This is a genomic window from Catenibacillus scindens (assembly GCF_014202115.1).
Classification (GTDB): Bacteria; Bacillota; Clostridia; order Lachnospirales; family Lachnospiraceae; genus Catenibacillus; species Catenibacillus scindens.
Genome location: NZ_JACHFW010000002.1, coordinates 324345 through 339401, shown reverse-complemented (window position 1 = coordinate 339401; position 15057 = coordinate 324345). Strand labels below are relative to the sequence as shown.

The 15057-nt window shown below is 46.3% G+C and carries 11 protein-coding genes, 1 tRNA gene and 2 pseudogenes; 11 read left to right on the top strand and 3 right to left on the bottom strand.

Annotation, left to right across the window (positions count from 1 at the left end):
• The first annotated feature begins 372 nt into the window (after positions 1-372).
• Together HNP82_RS04505 and HNP82_RS04500 are read left to right on the top strand one after the other, a co-directional pair.
• A complete protein-coding gene (locus HNP82_RS04505) occupies positions 373-1203 on the top strand; it encodes a DUF6076 domain-containing protein (protein WP_183771931.1) in 831 nt (276 codons plus the stop codon).
• 49 nt (positions 1204-1252) lie between these two features.
• Positions 1253-1335: transfer RNA gene (locus HNP82_RS04500), tRNA-Leu, on the top strand.
• A gap of 242 nt (positions 1336-1577) precedes the next feature.
• On the opposite strand, the gene HNP82_RS04495 is transcribed toward HNP82_RS04500, so the two are convergent.
• Together HNP82_RS04495 and HNP82_RS18565 are read right to left on the bottom strand one after the other, a co-directional pair.
• On the bottom strand, positions 1578-2618 hold the full coding sequence (locus HNP82_RS04495; protein ID WP_243164649.1) for an alcohol dehydrogenase: 1041 nt from the start codon (positions 2616-2618) through the stop codon (positions 1578-1580).
• Positions 2619-2645: 27 nt separating this feature from the next.
• Positions 2646-2792 (bottom strand): annotated as a pseudogene (locus HNP82_RS18565) (DUF3783 domain-containing protein); the annotation flags it as partial.
• A 519-nt stretch (positions 2793-3311) separates the two neighbouring features.
• On the opposite strand from HNP82_RS18565, the gene HNP82_RS04490 reads away from it, so the two are divergent.
• From HNP82_RS04490 to HNP82_RS04450, 9 genes are all read left to right on the top strand, one after another.
• The gene (locus HNP82_RS04490) at positions 3312-3827 is read left to right on the top strand and encodes an anti-sigma factor family protein (protein WP_183771927.1); all 516 of its coding nucleotides are present in this window, start codon (positions 3312-3314) and stop codon (positions 3825-3827) included.
• Between the two features lie 3 nt (positions 3828-3830).
• On the top strand, positions 3831-6470 hold the full coding sequence (polA, locus tag HNP82_RS04485) for a DNA polymerase I (protein WP_183771925.1): 2640 nt from the start codon (positions 3831-3833) through the stop codon (positions 6468-6470).
• A 17-nt stretch (positions 6471-6487) separates the two neighbouring features.
• Entirely contained in the window at positions 6488-7075 is a 588-nt protein-coding gene (gene coaE / locus HNP82_RS04480; protein WP_183771923.1) for a dephospho-CoA kinase, read from the top strand.
• Positions 7076-7495: 420 nt separating this feature from the next.
• Entirely contained in the window at positions 7496-9013 is a 1518-nt protein-coding gene (locus HNP82_RS17925; RefSeq protein ID WP_243164634.1) for a cell wall hydrolase, read from the top strand.
• Positions 9014-9265: 252 nt separating this feature from the next.
• Positions 9266-10057 carry an MBL fold metallo-hydrolase gene (locus tag HNP82_RS04470; protein ID WP_183771921.1) on the top strand — a complete coding sequence of 264 codons (792 nt, stop codon included), beginning with the start codon at positions 9266-9268 and terminating at the stop codon, positions 10055-10057.
• A 76-nt stretch (positions 10058-10133) separates the two neighbouring features.
• Entirely contained in the window at positions 10134-10406 is a 273-nt protein-coding gene (locus HNP82_RS04465; RefSeq protein ID WP_183771919.1) for an ACT domain-containing protein, read from the top strand.
• A 15-nt stretch (positions 10407-10421) separates the two neighbouring features.
• On the top strand, positions 10422-11786 hold the full coding sequence (locus tag HNP82_RS04460; protein WP_183771917.1) for a PFL family protein: 1365 nt from the start codon (positions 10422-10424) through the stop codon (positions 11784-11786).
• Between the two features lie 16 nt (positions 11787-11802).
• On the top strand, positions 11803-13263 hold the full coding sequence (locus HNP82_RS04455; RefSeq protein ID WP_183771915.1) for an aminoacyl-histidine dipeptidase: 1461 nt from the start codon (positions 11803-11805) through the stop codon (positions 13261-13263).
• Positions 13260-13919, top strand: a complete 660-nt coding sequence (locus tag HNP82_RS04450) for an HAD family hydrolase (RefSeq protein ID WP_183771913.1) — start codon at positions 13260-13262, stop codon at positions 13917-13919. Before HNP82_RS04455 ends, HNP82_RS04450 begins: the two co-directional genes overlap by 4 nt.
• 267 nt (positions 13920-14186) lie before the next feature.
• On the opposite strand, the pseudogene HNP82_RS04445 reads toward HNP82_RS04450, so the two are convergent.
• Positions 14187-15056, bottom strand: a pseudogene (locus HNP82_RS04445) (LacI family DNA-binding transcriptional regulator); the annotation flags it as partial.
• Position 15057: the final 1 nt, after the last annotated feature.

Genomic DNA, 15057 nt, shown 5'->3' with positions numbered 1-15057 from the left:
CAGAGCAGGTAAACAATGACTATACAGGATTGCTGGCGGGCCAGGAATCTCCCATTGCTACCTTAAAGACATTGAGATAGGCGGAGCCTGCGGCGTACACCTTATGGAACTTATGACCAGCCGGATGCACTGATTTTGGTAAATGATCTTAAAGAGGCTGTGAAAGCGGCAAAAAGCCATTTTTGCAGCTTTTTTCTCTCTGGCTCTTTTTGGTGACTGAACTGCTGTTTAGCGCATTCCCTGGAGGGGTTATAATAAACGACAAAGATATTTACCGTTTGCTATAAAAATTATCATTGACGTACAGTTGATAATTATATATAGTAATAGTATAGGGCAGATTTGTAACTACCAACAGAGGGAGGAACGATTATGTCAAATCAGGAGAACCTGTATATACATGTTTATATTCCCATTGGATCAGAGATGATTTCTTACAGAAATCCCGATGAGATCTGGGAGATAGGGCAGAGCCTGCTGGATTTTATTTACAAGGATTTTTCAGGGCAAAGCAGCAGTGACCGGGGAAGTTATGAGTTATCCCGGCTGAGGGAGATCCATCCCTATTTTCGACACATTTCCGGAGACAGTCTGAAGCTGTTTCGGGAAAACAGTTTGAGTCCGTCTTATGAAGGCGTATTTTGTCAGGCAGGCCTTGTGAAACTTCAGAAAAGCTATGAAGACTGGTTATCCTGTTATGTCAGTCAAGGCGTTTCTTCTGAACTTATGGAGATGGCCGGGAAATACCGTTTTTACGCTCAGTCCCACTATGTGATGGATCAGGGGCGGCCTTCAACGGATTATTTTCTTTTGGGATTTGAGGACTGCCTTTATCTGGAATTTTCAGAGATGATTCGTCAGAAAGTTCTTGTGAAGGTTTGTAAAAACTGCGGAAGGCTTTTCATACCTAAAAAGAGCAATGTAGATTATTGTCACAGAGTTTATACGGAGGATGGAAAAACCTGTCAGGATGTTGGTTACAGTCAGACCTTCGCTCGATCTGTCAAAAATGACGACCTCCTTTTGGCGTATACGAGAGCCTACAAGGCCCACTATGCCCGTATGTCCAAACCGAGAAAGCGGGCCGGGAATTTGTCCAGGGAAGATTTTGAAAAATGGTACCAAGAGGCCAAAGACAAGTTAAATCAGGCCCGAAGCGGAGCATTAGACGGAGAAGAATTTAAAGCCTGGCTTAAAAAATGATTGACATTTATGAGAGAAAATGGTATTATAGCTTTTGCAGTGAGCAATTGCCGGCGTGTCGGAATGGCAGACGAGGCAGACTCAAAATCTGTTGTGGGCAACCACGTGCGGGTTCAAGTCCCGCTGCCGGCACTGCTTTTATAACCCGCAAGTTCTGATTAAGAGCTTGCGGGTTTTTTGTTGCTTTTCTTTTTCTTTTGGGGTAAAAGGAGAATTGCTTATAGGAAAATGCTCTCAGTTGTTACGATTCCCGGTCCGATTTGAAGCAGTTACCCATTTTCTTCCGAGCAAGCTTGACGAATCTGTTGTCTTACTGCTGTGTCTTGTGGTTTACATAATCAAATTATGTAAACCACATAAAAAGTTTGGTGTAATCATGGTTTTAATACGACTTTCATTACCCCATCTCTGTGGCTCTCAAAGAGATCGTAGGCTGCCATTGCGTCTTTTAAGTCGAAGCGGTGAGTGATCAGGCAGGTTGTGTCAAGTCTCCCATCGGCGATAAGGTCGAGGATTTCCCTGCAGTTGCAGGCGTCCACGCCGCCGGTTTTAAATGTCAGATTTTTTCCGTACATTTGGGGCAGAGGGAGAACCTGATCTTCGTCATATAAAGCGATGACTGTGACGATAGCGTTGGGACGGGCAATCTCCCAAGCCATCTGGAAGGTGTTCTTTCCGCCTGCAGCCTCGATGACAACATCAGCGCCCCTGCCGTCTGTAATCTCTAAAATAGCCTGTTTAACAGACTGAGACTGGCTGTTTATGGTTACATCTGCGATGTGTTCGTTTTTTATAAGGTCAAGGCGGCGCTGATCAATGTCCACGGCAATAATGTGAGCGGGGTGGTAGAGGGCTGCACATTTCATCGCGCAAATTCCTGTAGGGCCGGCGCCGATGACAACGATGATATCGTCAGGTTTGATTTCGCTGATCTTAGCGCCCCAGTATCCTGTGGAGAGGATATCCCCGGTAAAAATGGCCTGTTCGTCGGTGACGCTATCGGGTATTTTTGTGAGGCCGTTCTGAGCCAGTGGCACCCGAACGTACTGAGCCTGACCGCCGTCAATGCGGCAACCCAGAGCCCATCCGCCATTCTCGTTGGTGCAATTATTTACAAAACCTCTCTGACAGAAAAAGCACTCCCCACAGAATGTCTCTACGTTGACGGCCACCCGGTCTCCAACAGAAAGACCACTGACGCAGTTGCCTAACTGGACGATTTCTCCGACAATCTCGTGACCTACTACGATACCGGGAACTGCTTTCGGGACATGGCCGTGTTTAATATGGAGATCACTGGTACATATGGAAGTTAAGGTGACTTTTACAATGGCGTCTGTGGGCTGCTGGATTGTGGGGATTTTTCGCTTTTCCAGAGCGAAAGTGCCGTTCCCTTTATAGATGACAGCGTCCATGATCGGCCCATGGGTCATCATCTGGTGTTCCTTCGTAAGCTCGCTGTGAAGTTCCAAGGAGGTCCACGCCGCGTTATGGGCGGTAACCACAGCCTTTAAAGGAATTTTGGGAACTTTATTCCTGCGTAGCTGGCGGAGCAGTTCGTCCAGCCGGGCGCTGGAAAATCCGTTCATCACCATCATTTCATCATCAAAGCCTGAACCTTCATATGGAATATGGCTCAATTCATAACCCTTCAGGCGTGCCAGCGCTCCCACAGGCTCCATATACATATCTGGGGTAACTGTGCGCATCCGTATTCCCATTTTGAGAAAAACCATTTTCATATTCCGCAGTTTTTGCGGATCGTTAAAATTATATAGCAAAACTGTCTCTGTTCCGGCCATAGACAAACCTCCTTAAAAAGATCCGGGAAAGACCCGGACCATGCTTTTTTCAACGATTTAAACCATAGAGCGCCAAGAAAGCCTGAACAAGGGAAATCTTAACGCTTTCGGCCAGGTCGTTATTTTCATTTTAATATAACTGTCCAAAAGTGTAAAGACAAACTAACCACAAAGGAAGCCCTTTATAACTTTTCTAAAACATGGTATAATAGCCACGAAGTGGCTATTATACCGCGTCTTATGCACAGCGAGCAAAGCGAGCATTCTTCAGCCACGTAGCAAATGTTATTCAGGAGATTGGTTATAATGGATTGCAGAGAAGCGCAGGCGCTGATCGTGCCTTTTATTGAAGGAAAACTTACCGATGAGCAGACAGAAACCTTCATTCAGCATATTGAAAACTGTACAGACTGCTATGACGAGCTGGAAGTCTATTATATTGTCATGGTGGGCGTCAAGCAATTGGATGAAGATGAACATATGCTGGTAGATTTTAAAGGGGATCTGAAAAAATATATTTCTTATAAGAAGGAGCAGATCGCAAAAAAGCATTCCCGCAGCACGCGGCTGAAACTCGGCGGGGTGGCTGTGTTCATACTGCTTTTGTGCGCGGGTGGTTTCGCCTGGTATAATGTGTATAGCCACCCGGATATAACTGCCAGATATATTGGAAATATAAGTTCGGCAGTAAACGTGGATCTTCATAGCCCGTCGGGGGAGACTAAGTCGTTTATTACCAGAAATGCCAGGGACTATTTTATAAATAACAGTTTTGATATGCCGCTGCGCCGTATTCAAACTGTGGATGAGGAAGGAACATAAAAGATGAGTAAAGCTGTATTGATTGATGGACTAAGTATACTAAACAGGGCTTTTTACGGAGTTCCTGATCTGACCAATTCTGAAGGGCTGCACACCAACGGGATTTATGGCTTTTTAAATATTATGCTTAAAATTCTGGATGAGGAGCAGCCGAATTATGTGGCGGTTGCCTTTGATGTCAGCGCGCCCACTTTCCGTCACAAAATGTTTGAGGAATATAAGGGGACGCGAAAGGCTATGCCAGAGGAGCTGCGCCAGCAGGTGCCGGTAATGAAAGAAGTTCTTGAGGCCATGGATATAAAGATTCTTGAGAAAGAAGGTTATGAGGCCGATGATATCCTTGGAACTCTGGGGCGGCGTTTTGAGGAAATAGGGGCGGAAGTGTCCATCATTTCCGGAGACAGAGATCTCCTCCAGCTTGCCACAGACAAAATTAAGATCCGTATTCCAAAAACAAAAATGACGGGGACGGAGATTGAGGATTATTATTCCAAAGATGTAGAGGAAAAATATCAGGTGACACCATCGGAATTTATTGACCTGAAAGCTCTTATGGGGGATGCGTCTGACAATATTCCAGGAGTTCCCGGCATCGGGGAGAAAACGGCGACAAAAATTATTGTGGCCTATAAAAATATTGAAACGGCCCACGAACACGCATCAGAAATTAAACCTAAAAAAGCCTCCCAAAATCTTGTGGATTACTGGGAACAGGCGAAAATGAGCAAAGTTCTGGCTACTATTGATACCCAATGTCCGGTGGAGTTTGATCCTGGGGCGATGGTTTTTAAGGATATGTATACATCCAAGGCATATTTGCTGTTTAAACGGCTGGAATTTAAAAATATTATTGCCAGGTTCGATAAAGATGCACTCCCGAAAGAGGAGCGCCTTTCACCGGCGGTTCTCCTAAAGTCTGTGGAGGAATTTGAGCAGGCTGTGAAGGAAGATCTCGAAGGGCAGAAAAGCCGGGGCGAGCAGGCTGTGGCGGGGATATACTATCACCCTCAAAAACCGGAAGGCCTGTGCGTCAGCCTGGCGTCCCGCCCGGAGCCTTATTTTGCCCCGGCGGAACAGTTTGACTGCCAGAAGCTGGCGGATATATTAAAAAATGAGGGCTATCTTGTTGGGGTGATGGACGTCAAGGAAACCCTCTCCTGGCTGAAACTTGACAAAGACGGCGTGTTTGACACATCCATCGGCGCTTACCTGCTTAATCCCTTAAAAGACAGCTATGGATATGACGATGTTGCCAGGGACTATCTGGGAATGACTTTGCCCTCAGAAAAAGATATTTTTGGCAAAACTTCCCACGAGACGGTCTTTCTGGAACAGCAAGAACGCTTTATGGAGTTTGTGGGGTGGAGCGGGGCAGTAGCCCGCAGAGGGGTATCTGTTTTGACCCAGGCTCTTGAGAATGCTAAGATGGATAAGCTGTACAGTGAGATTGAGCTGCCTCTGGCCTTTGTCCTCAGATCTATGGAAGATTACGGCATCCGAGTGGAAAAGGAAGAATTGAAAGCCTACGGCGACGCCCTGGTGTCCCGTATCCACGAACTGGAGGAAAACATTTATGATCTGGCAGGAGAGCGGTTTAATATTAATTCACCTAAACAGCTTGGGGTCATCCTGTTTGAAAAAATGCGGCTCCCCTACGGGAAAAAGACGAAAACCGGATATTCCACATCTGCGGAAGTCCTTGAAAAGCTCCGGTCGGAAGATCCTATTGTGAATTTTATTCTTGAATACCGTCAGCTGACAAAGCTGAAATCCACTTACGCTGACGGGCTGGAGGGATATATCCGGGAAGATTGCCGCATCCATGGAAAGTTCCACCAGACCATCACGGCTACAGGGCGGATCAGCAGCACAGAGCCTAACCTTCAGAACATCCCCATCCGCATGGAGCTGGGGCGCCTGATCCGGAAAGTTTTTGTGCCGGAAGATGGCTATGTGTTTGTGGATGCCGACTATTCCCAGATTGAACTGAGAGTGCTGGCCCACATGTCCGGGGATGAACAGTTGATCCAGGCGTACAAAGAGGATCAGGATATCCATAAGATTACCGCGTCCCAGGTATTTCACACACCTTTGGATCAGGTGACGCCTCTGCAGAGACGCAACGCCAAAGCGGTAAATTTCGGTATTGTCTATGGGATCAGCTCCTTTGGTCTGAGTCAGGATCTGAGTATCACCCGCAAGGAGGCCGGGGAATATATTGAAAAGTATTTCCAAACCTATCCCCAGGTCAAGGAGTTTCTGGACCGCATGGTCAGCGATGCTAAAGAAAAAGGCTATTCGGAGACGATGTTTGGCCGCCGCAGACCTATGCCGGAACTTAAATCCAGCAATTTTATGCAGAGATCTTTCGGGGAGCGTATTGCCATGAACTCTCCTATTCAAGGATCGGCGGCGGATATTATAAAGATCGCCATGATCCGGGTTAAAGAACGGCTGGAGGTCCTTCATTTAAAATCCCGCCTTATTTTGCAGGTTCACGATGAGCTGCTCATTGAAGCAAAAGCGGAGGAGATAGAGAACGTTACAAAAATTCTCAGAGAAGAAATGGAAAATGCCGCCCGCCTGTCTGTGCCTCTGGAGGTGGACATCCACACAGGGAAAAACTGGTATGAGGCAAAGTAGGAGAGGAGTCTGTCTATATGCGTACGAAAGTAATTGGTATTATCGGGGGAGCTGGAAGCGGGAAAACGGTTGTATTAAAGATTATGGAAGAAAAATTTGGCGCCAGGGTTATTATCGCTGATGAGGTGGCCAGAAAACTTTCGATGCCGGGGGGGGAAAGCTATGAGAAGATCGTTGCCTTCTTCGGCAGGGGGATTCTTATGGATGACGGTACCATTGACCGGGGTAAGCTGGCAGCGATTGTTTTTAATCACAGGGAGCTGTTGGACAAACTCAACGGGATCGTCCATCCTGATGTGCGTGCGGCTATAGAAAAAGAGATTAAAGATTGCCAGGGCGTGTCGCCTCTTGTTGTTTTGGAAGCTGCCCTTCTCGTGGAGTGTGGTTACAGAGATATATGCGATGAGTTTTGGTATGTTCATTCTGATGAGGCGGTGCGCCGGAAGCGGATGAAGGAGACCAGAGGGTACTCTGATGAGAAGATTGATTCCATTCTCAGAAATCAACTATCTGAAAAAGAGTTTTTGGAAAACAGCGACCGCGTTCTGGAAAATAATTCGGATATTGAAAACCTTGAAAAAGAAATAGAGAAAAATCTGATATAAATTTGTGAAATATCACAAAAAGGCGTCTGTTCTATGGGATCGGACGCCTTTTTTTAAAACTGTTTTTTAGTGAAATTGTAATGTCGTAAAAGAAAGAGTACGTAACAATTATGTAATAATTTGTCTTTGGAAGCGTGTCAATAATGTCCAATTCTGTCTAATGAGCAGGAAATGGTGAAGGAAAATATTACATAATTGTTAAGTGGTGGGAAATATTCCCAAAAATCTGCACAAAAATATGGTTTATTTCTTATGTTAATCAAAAAAACGCGGGAATGTGGAGGAGATGATAAAAGATTTGACAATTCCATATGTTTTTGATACAATATGTACCTGTAATATGTATGTAATAATTGGTAATAAAAATTTAAAATTATATCCACATATTATGTAAATTAATTATTTTGAAGAGGTGAAATTATGGTAGGCAAAACTTTCAAAAAGGTAATCGCCAAAGCTGGTGCCGCAGTAACAACAGCAGCCTTGTGCGCAGGCTGTTTAACAGGCTTTAGCTTTGCTGCTTCACCACAATCTGTAGCTGGTCTTCCATCAGATTTTAATGCGGATATGCTGTCTCTGGTTATGGATTCGGCTCTGGAACTGGTCCAGAATCCTTATGAAAATCTGATTGTCACAAATTACGAACCTTATCTCGCCGTATACAAAAGCGCGGATGAAGATAGTGAAATTGTAGGAAAGATGTATCCGGGCTCCTATGGAACCATTGTACATAAGGGGGAAATGTGGACAAAGATTACATCGGGTGATGTTACAGGCTTTGTCCTGACTGAGAATGTTGCCTTTGGGGATGAGGCGGAAGCCCTGGCCAAGGACACAGGAGAAAAGGTGGTCAAAGTCACTGTGGATCAGTTAAATATTCGCAGCGGCCCGGATTTCTATTCGCCGGTGATCGCCTCTGGCGAGAAGGATGAGACTTATCTTATTGTCCCTGAAGGATGTACCTACGATGAGGATTCTGGTGAGATTTACTGGACAGAGGATGGAAATAGTCAGGAACTTGATCCGGAAGCTAAAGAAGCCGGGGAAACCTCTGATGGCGCCGGAAAAGATGATGAGAAGGAAGCGCCTTCATATGAAGAATTTATGGAACCTATTGATGACCTTTCGGGAGGCCAGTGGTACCGCATCCATCTCGATGATATTTATTATGGATATGTTTATGGAGATTGTGTGGAGACCGAAAATCAACTGGACGAAGCTGTGACTTCCGAGGTTGAGGCTATGGCGGCCAGCGAAGAGGTGAGTCAGACAGTCAGTCAAAGTTCTGCTGATGATTTGAGTAAAGAGAGCGCCGCGCTGTCGGTGACTTCAAGTACAGGCGCTGCCGCGTCAAGTTCTCAGGCAACGGGGGCCAAGGAAACTCAGGAATCTCAAAGTCAGACATCCCAGAGTGCGGCATCTCAGACTCAGACATCTCAGACTCAGGAGTCTGAAACTCAGGAATCCGAAACTCAGGCACCTGAAACTCAGACGCCTGAAACTCAGACGTCACAGACCCAGGCACCTGAAACTCAGGCGGCGCAGACCGAAGCTCCTCAGACGGAGGCTCCTGTCAGTGCAAGCACAGATGATGCCTATCTGTTGGCCTGTCTGGTTTACTGTGAAGCTGGAAATCAGTCTTATGAGGGACAGCTTGCTGTTGCCAATGTGGTTATGAACCGGGTTAACAGCCCCTTGTTCCCTAACTCTATCAGTGAGGTTATCTATCAGTCCGGCCAGTTTAGTCCGGCTGCCAATGGGCGGCTTGCTACAGTTTTGTCCAGCGGCCCGACATCTTCCTGCATTCAGGCGGCTAATGATGCCATAGCGGGGAATAATAATATAGGAAATTATCTTTTCTTTAATAATTATGCGCCTTCAGACGCCAGTTCAACGCTGACTATCGGAGATATCGTTTTTTATACTTATAATTATTAAGATTTTCAGGACGGCTGTCCGCGGGAAAACATATTTCCCGCGGACGGTTTTTTGTTACCCGGAAAATTTCTGTGTTTTAGGCGTTTGATTTTTACGTTGGCAAAAATAAATAGTAACGCGCGGGCGGAACTGTCGTGATTCTTTTAATATTTACTTGTTGTGGTAATAAAATTTTTGTATTATAATGAATAAGCGTAAAGAGCTGTCTTTGCCGGGCGGCGCTAAAGATTATAGAGAAAGGGTGACTGTTTCATGTATTTTGGAACTATCGCCAGCGGTAGCAGCGGGAACTGCCTTTATGTGGGGACAGACACAACCCATGTACTTGTGGACGCGGGGATCAGTTGTAAGAGGATTCTTGCGGGCCTGGATTCTTTTGGCGTTGATAGCCGGGATATACAGGCGATCCTTGTGACCCATGAGCATAGCGACCATATATCGGGATTGGGGGTGTTGTCGAGGAAGCTGAACGTTCCTGTCTATGCGACCCATGAGACAATTTTGGAGATCCATCGCTGTAAATCCCTTGGGGATTTGTCCAAAAGTGAGTTTTATGTGATAGAGGCGGAGCGGCCATTTAAAATCGGCGATATCCGAGTAGAAGCGTTTTCTATCCCTCATGACGCGGCGGATCCGGTTAGCTATACTTTTGAAAATGCCGGTTTTAAAATTGGCATGGTGACAGATCTTGGGTGTTTTGACGACGGGATTGTCCATAATCTGGAAAATTCAGATCTTTTATATGTGGAAGCGAATCATGATATCCGTATGCTTCAGGCAGGGCCTTATCCCTATCCACTCAAGCAGCGTATTTTAGGCAGCCGGGGGCATCTGTGCAATGAGATGACTGGGAGACTGGTAGCGCTGTTACATAATGACCGGCTGAAACATGTGATTTTAGGCCATTTAAGCAAAGAGAATAATTATCCGGATCTGGCTTTGGAGACGGTTCTGCTGGAGGCTTTTGGCGGGAGAGAGACTTCGGATTGCCCGGATGTTTTTGTGGCTCCCAGGGATCAGGCGTCCTCGCTGGTGACGCTGTAAGTCCGGTATGATCATGGGCGTCAAAGTATATTTTGACGCCTTCATACTTATAATTATAGTAAAAAGGAGATCTGCTATGAAAAAAACAATTATTACTGTTATCGGTAAAGATACTGTGGGGATTATTGCCAGGGTATGCACATATCTGGCTGAGAATCAGGTTAATGTCCTGGATATATCCCAGACGATCGTTCAGGGTTTCTTTAATATGATGATGATCGTTGATGCTAATAATGCTACAAAGCCTTTTGAAGTTCTCTCTGCGGAGCTGACAAAGTTGGGAGAGAACATTGGGGTGTCTGTGAAAATGCAGCATGAAGATATTTTTAACAGCATGCACAGAATCTGACAGGAGAAAAAAGCGATGATTAATTTATTTGAAGTTCAGGAAACGAATAAAATGATTGAGGAGTCCAACCTGGATGTCCGCACAATCACTCTGGGAATCAGCCTTTTGGACTGCTGTGACAGTGATGTGGATCGGCTTTGTGAAAAAATCTATAAAAAGATCACAACCGTGGCCAAAGATCTTGTAAGCACAGGGGAGGCGATTTCCCTTGAATATGGCATTCCTATTGTCAATAAGCGTATTTCTGTAACGCCGGTGGCTTTGGTAGGCGCTTCCTGCTGCAAAACGCCGGAAGATTTTGTGAAGATTGGTCAGACGTTGGATCGGGCGGCCAAGTCCGTGGGCGTTAATTTTCTGGGCGGATTTTCTGCGCTTGTCTCCAAGGGAATGTCAGAGAGTGACAGGCTTCTTATTGAGGCTATTCCGCAAACACTGGCCACCACAGAGCGGGTGTGCAGTTCTGTCAATGTAGGTTCCACAAAGACGGGCATTGATATGGACGCGGTGAAGCTGTTAGGGGAGAAGATTGTTGAGACTGCCAGGGCCACGTCGGATATAGACTCCGGCGGCTGTGCAAAATTGGTTGTTTTCTGCAACGCCCCCGATGATAACCCGTTTATGGCCGGAGCTTTCCACGGCGTGACCGAGGGAGACGCGGTGATTAATGTGGGCGTCAGCGGCCCTGGGGTTGTAAAAAGAGCCCTTATGGAAGTGCGCGGCAAAGATTTTGAGACATTGTGCGAGACTATTAAAAAGACAGCCTTTAAAGTGACCCGTGTAGGGCAGCTTGTGGCGTCTACGGCGGCAAAACGTCTGAAAATACCATTTGGTATTGTGGATTTGTCTCTGGCGCCGACGCCATCTATTGGTGACAGTGTGGCGGAGATCCTTGAGGAGATCGGACTTGAGCGGGTGGGCGCTCCTGGGACAACAGCAGCCCTTGCGCTCTTAAATGACCAGGTGAAAAAGGGCGGCGTTATGGCGTCTTCCTATGTGGGCGGCCTTTCAGGGGCTTTTATCCCTGTATCTGAAGATCAGGGGATGATCGACGCGGTCAACGCCGGAGCTTTGACGCTGGAGAAGCTGGAAGCGATGACGTGCGTATGTTCCGTAGGGCTGGATATGATCGCTATCCCCGGCGACACAAAGGCGTCTACTATTTCAGGCATTATTGCCGATGAGATGGCTATTGGTATGATTAACCAGAAGACTACGGCAGTTCGCCTGATTCCGGTATGGGGCAAAGGCGTGGGCGAAGTGGCTGAGTTTGGCGGCCTTTTGGGGTACGCGCCCATCATGCCGGTGAATAATTTCTCATGTGAGGCTTTTGTGAACCGGGGAGGCCGTATACCTGCGCCGATCCACAGTTTTAAAAACTAATTGCCGGAGGTGTGAAATGGCAAAAATACTTAAAGATCTGGAGCCTGATAAGGTATTTGATTTTTTTGAGGAGATTTGCAAAATTCCCCATGGTTCCGGGAATGTGAGACAGTTAAGCGATTTCTGTGTGTCTTTCGCCAGAGAAAGAGGTTTGGATGTATGGCAGGATGAAGCTTGCAATGTGATTATAAAAAAGAAGGCCAGCCAGGGCATGGAAAAGGCCCCGGCGGTGATTTTGCAGGGTCATCTGGATATGGTGTGTGAGAAAAATTCTGATGTGGATTTTGATTTTGAAAAAGAAGGGCTTAAACTGGCGGTGGATGGAGATTATGTCCATGCCCAGGGGACAACCCTGGGCGGCGACGATGGCATTGCGGTGGCAATGGCCTTGGCGATTCTGGATGATGACAGTATCCCTCATCCGCCGCTGGAAGTTTTGTTTACCACAGAGGAAGAGACAGGGATGGACGGCGCCAGATATCTGGACTGTTCAAAACTGTCGGCAAAATATATGATCAATATCGACTCTGAGGAGGAGGGCGTCATCACCGTGGGATGTGCCGGCGGTTTAAAAAGTCATGGCCTTATTCCTGTGACAGAGATGGACTTTGAAGGGACAAGGTACAGAGTTAAAATTACCGGCCTTGCCGGCGGACATTCAGGTACGGAGATCGGCCTTGGCCGGGCTAATGCCAACAAGCTTATGGGGCGCCTTCTTTTTGAACTTGGAAAAATGGTGGATTATGGCCTGATCTGCGTGGCTGGAGGCGCTAAAGATAATGCCATCGCCAGGGAGGCTGTAGCCGAGATTGTGATCCCTGAGGGTGACACTGATGAGGCACAGGCGGTGGTCAGCCGCTGGGGCGGGGAGATTTCTGATGAGTATCGGACAACGGATAAAAATATAAGGATTATTCTGGAAGATCTTGGAAAATACAGCGGCCCGGTGTTCTCCTTTGCGTCTGCGCAGAAAACTATATATCTTTTGTTTAACAGCCCTTACGGCGTTCAGACTATGAGCGCTCAGCTTCCCGGACTTGTGGAGAGTTCCTTAAATCTCGGAGTTGTAACTACAGAGAAAGACCATGTAGTGTTTACCTGGGCGGTGCGCAGCAGCGTCCGTTCCCGCAAATGGCTCATTAATGACCAGCTTCAGTATATGACCGAAATGCTTGGGGGCGAGTATTCCTATACTGGAGATTACCCGGAATGGGAATATCGCGATGATTCCAAACTTCGCCCGCTCGCGGCTAAGATGTATGTGTCTATGTTTGGTAAGGAGCCGAAGGTGTGTACTATCCACGCAGGTCTGGAATGCGGATTGTTTGCTGAGAAGATGCCTGGGGAGGATATGATTTCTATTGGTCCGGATATTATAGATATCCATACACCTAATGAGCGCTTGAGTATTTCTTCCACAAAACGCACCTATGACTATGTATGTGCCCTGCTTAAAGCCATGGGAGAGCTGTCATGAGAGAAAACATCACCAGTGTTTTGTTTGATATGGACGGCGTGCTGATCGACAGCCAACCTATGCACTATGAGGCGGATATCCGTACGCTGGCCCGGTTTGGCGTCCGGGTGACAGTAAAAGATGTGGAGAAATATGCGGGAACTACCAATGTGGATCGTTATACCCGGTTTAAAAGAGATTATCAGATTGGCGAGGAAGTGGCCCGGATGGTGGCGTTCAGGGAGAAGGTTATTTTGGATCTGGTGCGCAGTGAAAATGTAGGGCCTATCAACGGGATACCGGAACTTTTAAAGGATATCCGGGATAAAAATTTAAAGACTGCCGTGGCATCGTCATCATCTTATGAACTAATCGCTGTGGTGCTGGATAAGCTGGGGCTGAAGCTTTATTTTGATCAGGTTGTCAGCGGCGAGGATATGAAAAATGGAAAGCCGGCGCCGGATATTTTCCTGAAAACAGCGGAAGTTCTCGGAAGCGCTCCTTCCCAGTGCGTTGTTGTAGAGGATTCCGGCAACGGTGTTAAGGCCGGCATCGCAGCGGGAATGAAAGTTGTAGGATATATTAATCCAAGTTCTGGCACACAGGATTTGTCTGGAGCGTCTCTGGTCATTCAGAATTTTAGAGAAATTGATGCAAAAAAGTTGATAGCGTTGTAAAATATATAGAATGTTATATAGAAAAGTGTAGAACATTATATATAGTAGAATATTGCGGAGTGGTTTCTAATACTATCTTATATAGAATATTGCCGGATAATAGCAATAGCAAGGCAAAAAAAATAAGTGTGAAATCGAAAATGATTTCACACTTATTTTTTGCCTTGTATTTCTGTTTGCAGACGATCTAAAAAGAGAAAACTCCACCGAGAAGATAATCGAAGGTGCGGCCTGGATCTTGATAATGACAAAAAGATAGAATGTAAATTAAATGTTATAGATAATATCTTGAGAGTAATCTTTTGTCTTACCTGTGGACTCTCTGATGATTAATTTGGCGTGGAGCAGGAGAGTCCCTATGGAAACCTGATTAAAAAGGCTGGAAAGCGCAGAAAATCCACATTTACCAAGCTCTATCCGGTTTTGCTGCACTGTGGTCAGCGGCGGGGATGTATAGGGGCAGATAGGGAGATCGTCAAAACCGATAATGCTTATATCCTCAGGTACGCTGTAGCCCAATTGCTGGCATTGGATAATCGCTGCGCTGGCCAGTTGATCATGACTGCATATTATGGCGGTACATCCCATTTTTAAAAGGCGGGGTATGTGCTTTTGCAGACATTCAGTGATGTAGTAAGAAGAACCGAAAAAAGATGGGTCGGTTCGCAGACCGTTCTGGCGCATAGCGTTAAAGAAGGCTTTTTGCCGGACCTGCATAATATAAGAACCCAGAGCGCCGCTTAAATATCCGATTTTTTTGTGACCAAGATTTTTCAGGTGGGTGACGGCCAGTTCCATGCCCTCGTTGTTGTCAATGCCTACGCTGGTAACACATGGATTCGCCTTGATATAGTTGTCATAGAGAGCTGTAGGGGTTTTACATGTCTTGAAATCTTTCATCCACGGGTCCTGAAGGGCGAACCCCAGAGCGAAAGCTCCGGCATAGTTGTTCTGGAGCATAAAAACGTCATAGGGAACTGACTTTTGAAGCGCTTCAGTAACAGGGACAATATCTACATCGTAACCTGAAGGTTCAGCCATCTGGCGAAATCCTACGATAAAATCATAGCCGAAATGATGCGGCTTTTCGTATTCGATATTCTCAATGAGAATGCAAAGTTTTTTTTCGCTGGTTTTA

Excerpts from the sequence above, each read along its gene's own strand:
- HNP82_RS04505 (WP_183771931.1), top strand. The coding sequence starts at position 373 with ATGTCAAATCAGGAGAACCTGTATATACATGTTTATATTCCCATTGGA.
- HNP82_RS04495 (WP_243164649.1), bottom strand. The coding sequence starts at position 2,618 with ATGGACGCTGTCATCTATAAAGGGAACGGCACTTTCGCTCTGGAAAAG.
- HNP82_RS04490 (WP_183771927.1), top strand. The coding sequence starts at position 3,312 with ATGGATTGCAGAGAAGCGCAGGCGCTGATCGTGCCTTTTATTGAAGGA.
- polA (WP_183771925.1), top strand. The coding sequence starts at position 3,831 with ATGAGTAAAGCTGTATTGATTGATGGACTAAGTATACTAAACAGGGCT.
- coaE (WP_183771923.1), top strand. The coding sequence starts at position 6,488 with ATGCGTACGAAAGTAATTGGTATTATCGGGGGAGCTGGAAGCGGGAAA.
- HNP82_RS17925 (WP_243164634.1), top strand. The coding sequence starts at position 7,496 with ATGGTAGGCAAAACTTTCAAAAAGGTAATCGCCAAAGCTGGTGCCGCA.
- HNP82_RS04470 (WP_183771921.1), top strand. The coding sequence starts at position 9,266 with ATGTATTTTGGAACTATCGCCAGCGGTAGCAGCGGGAACTGCCTTTAT.
- HNP82_RS04465 (WP_183771919.1), top strand. The coding sequence starts at position 10,134 with ATGAAAAAAACAATTATTACTGTTATCGGTAAAGATACTGTGGGGATT.
- HNP82_RS04460 (WP_183771917.1), top strand. The coding sequence starts at position 10,422 with ATGATTAATTTATTTGAAGTTCAGGAAACGAATAAAATGATTGAGGAG.
- HNP82_RS04455 (WP_183771915.1), top strand. The coding sequence starts at position 11,803 with ATGGCAAAAATACTTAAAGATCTGGAGCCTGATAAGGTATTTGATTTT.
- HNP82_RS04450 (WP_183771913.1), top strand. The coding sequence starts at position 13,260 with ATGAGAGAAAACATCACCAGTGTTTTGTTTGATATGGACGGCGTGCTG.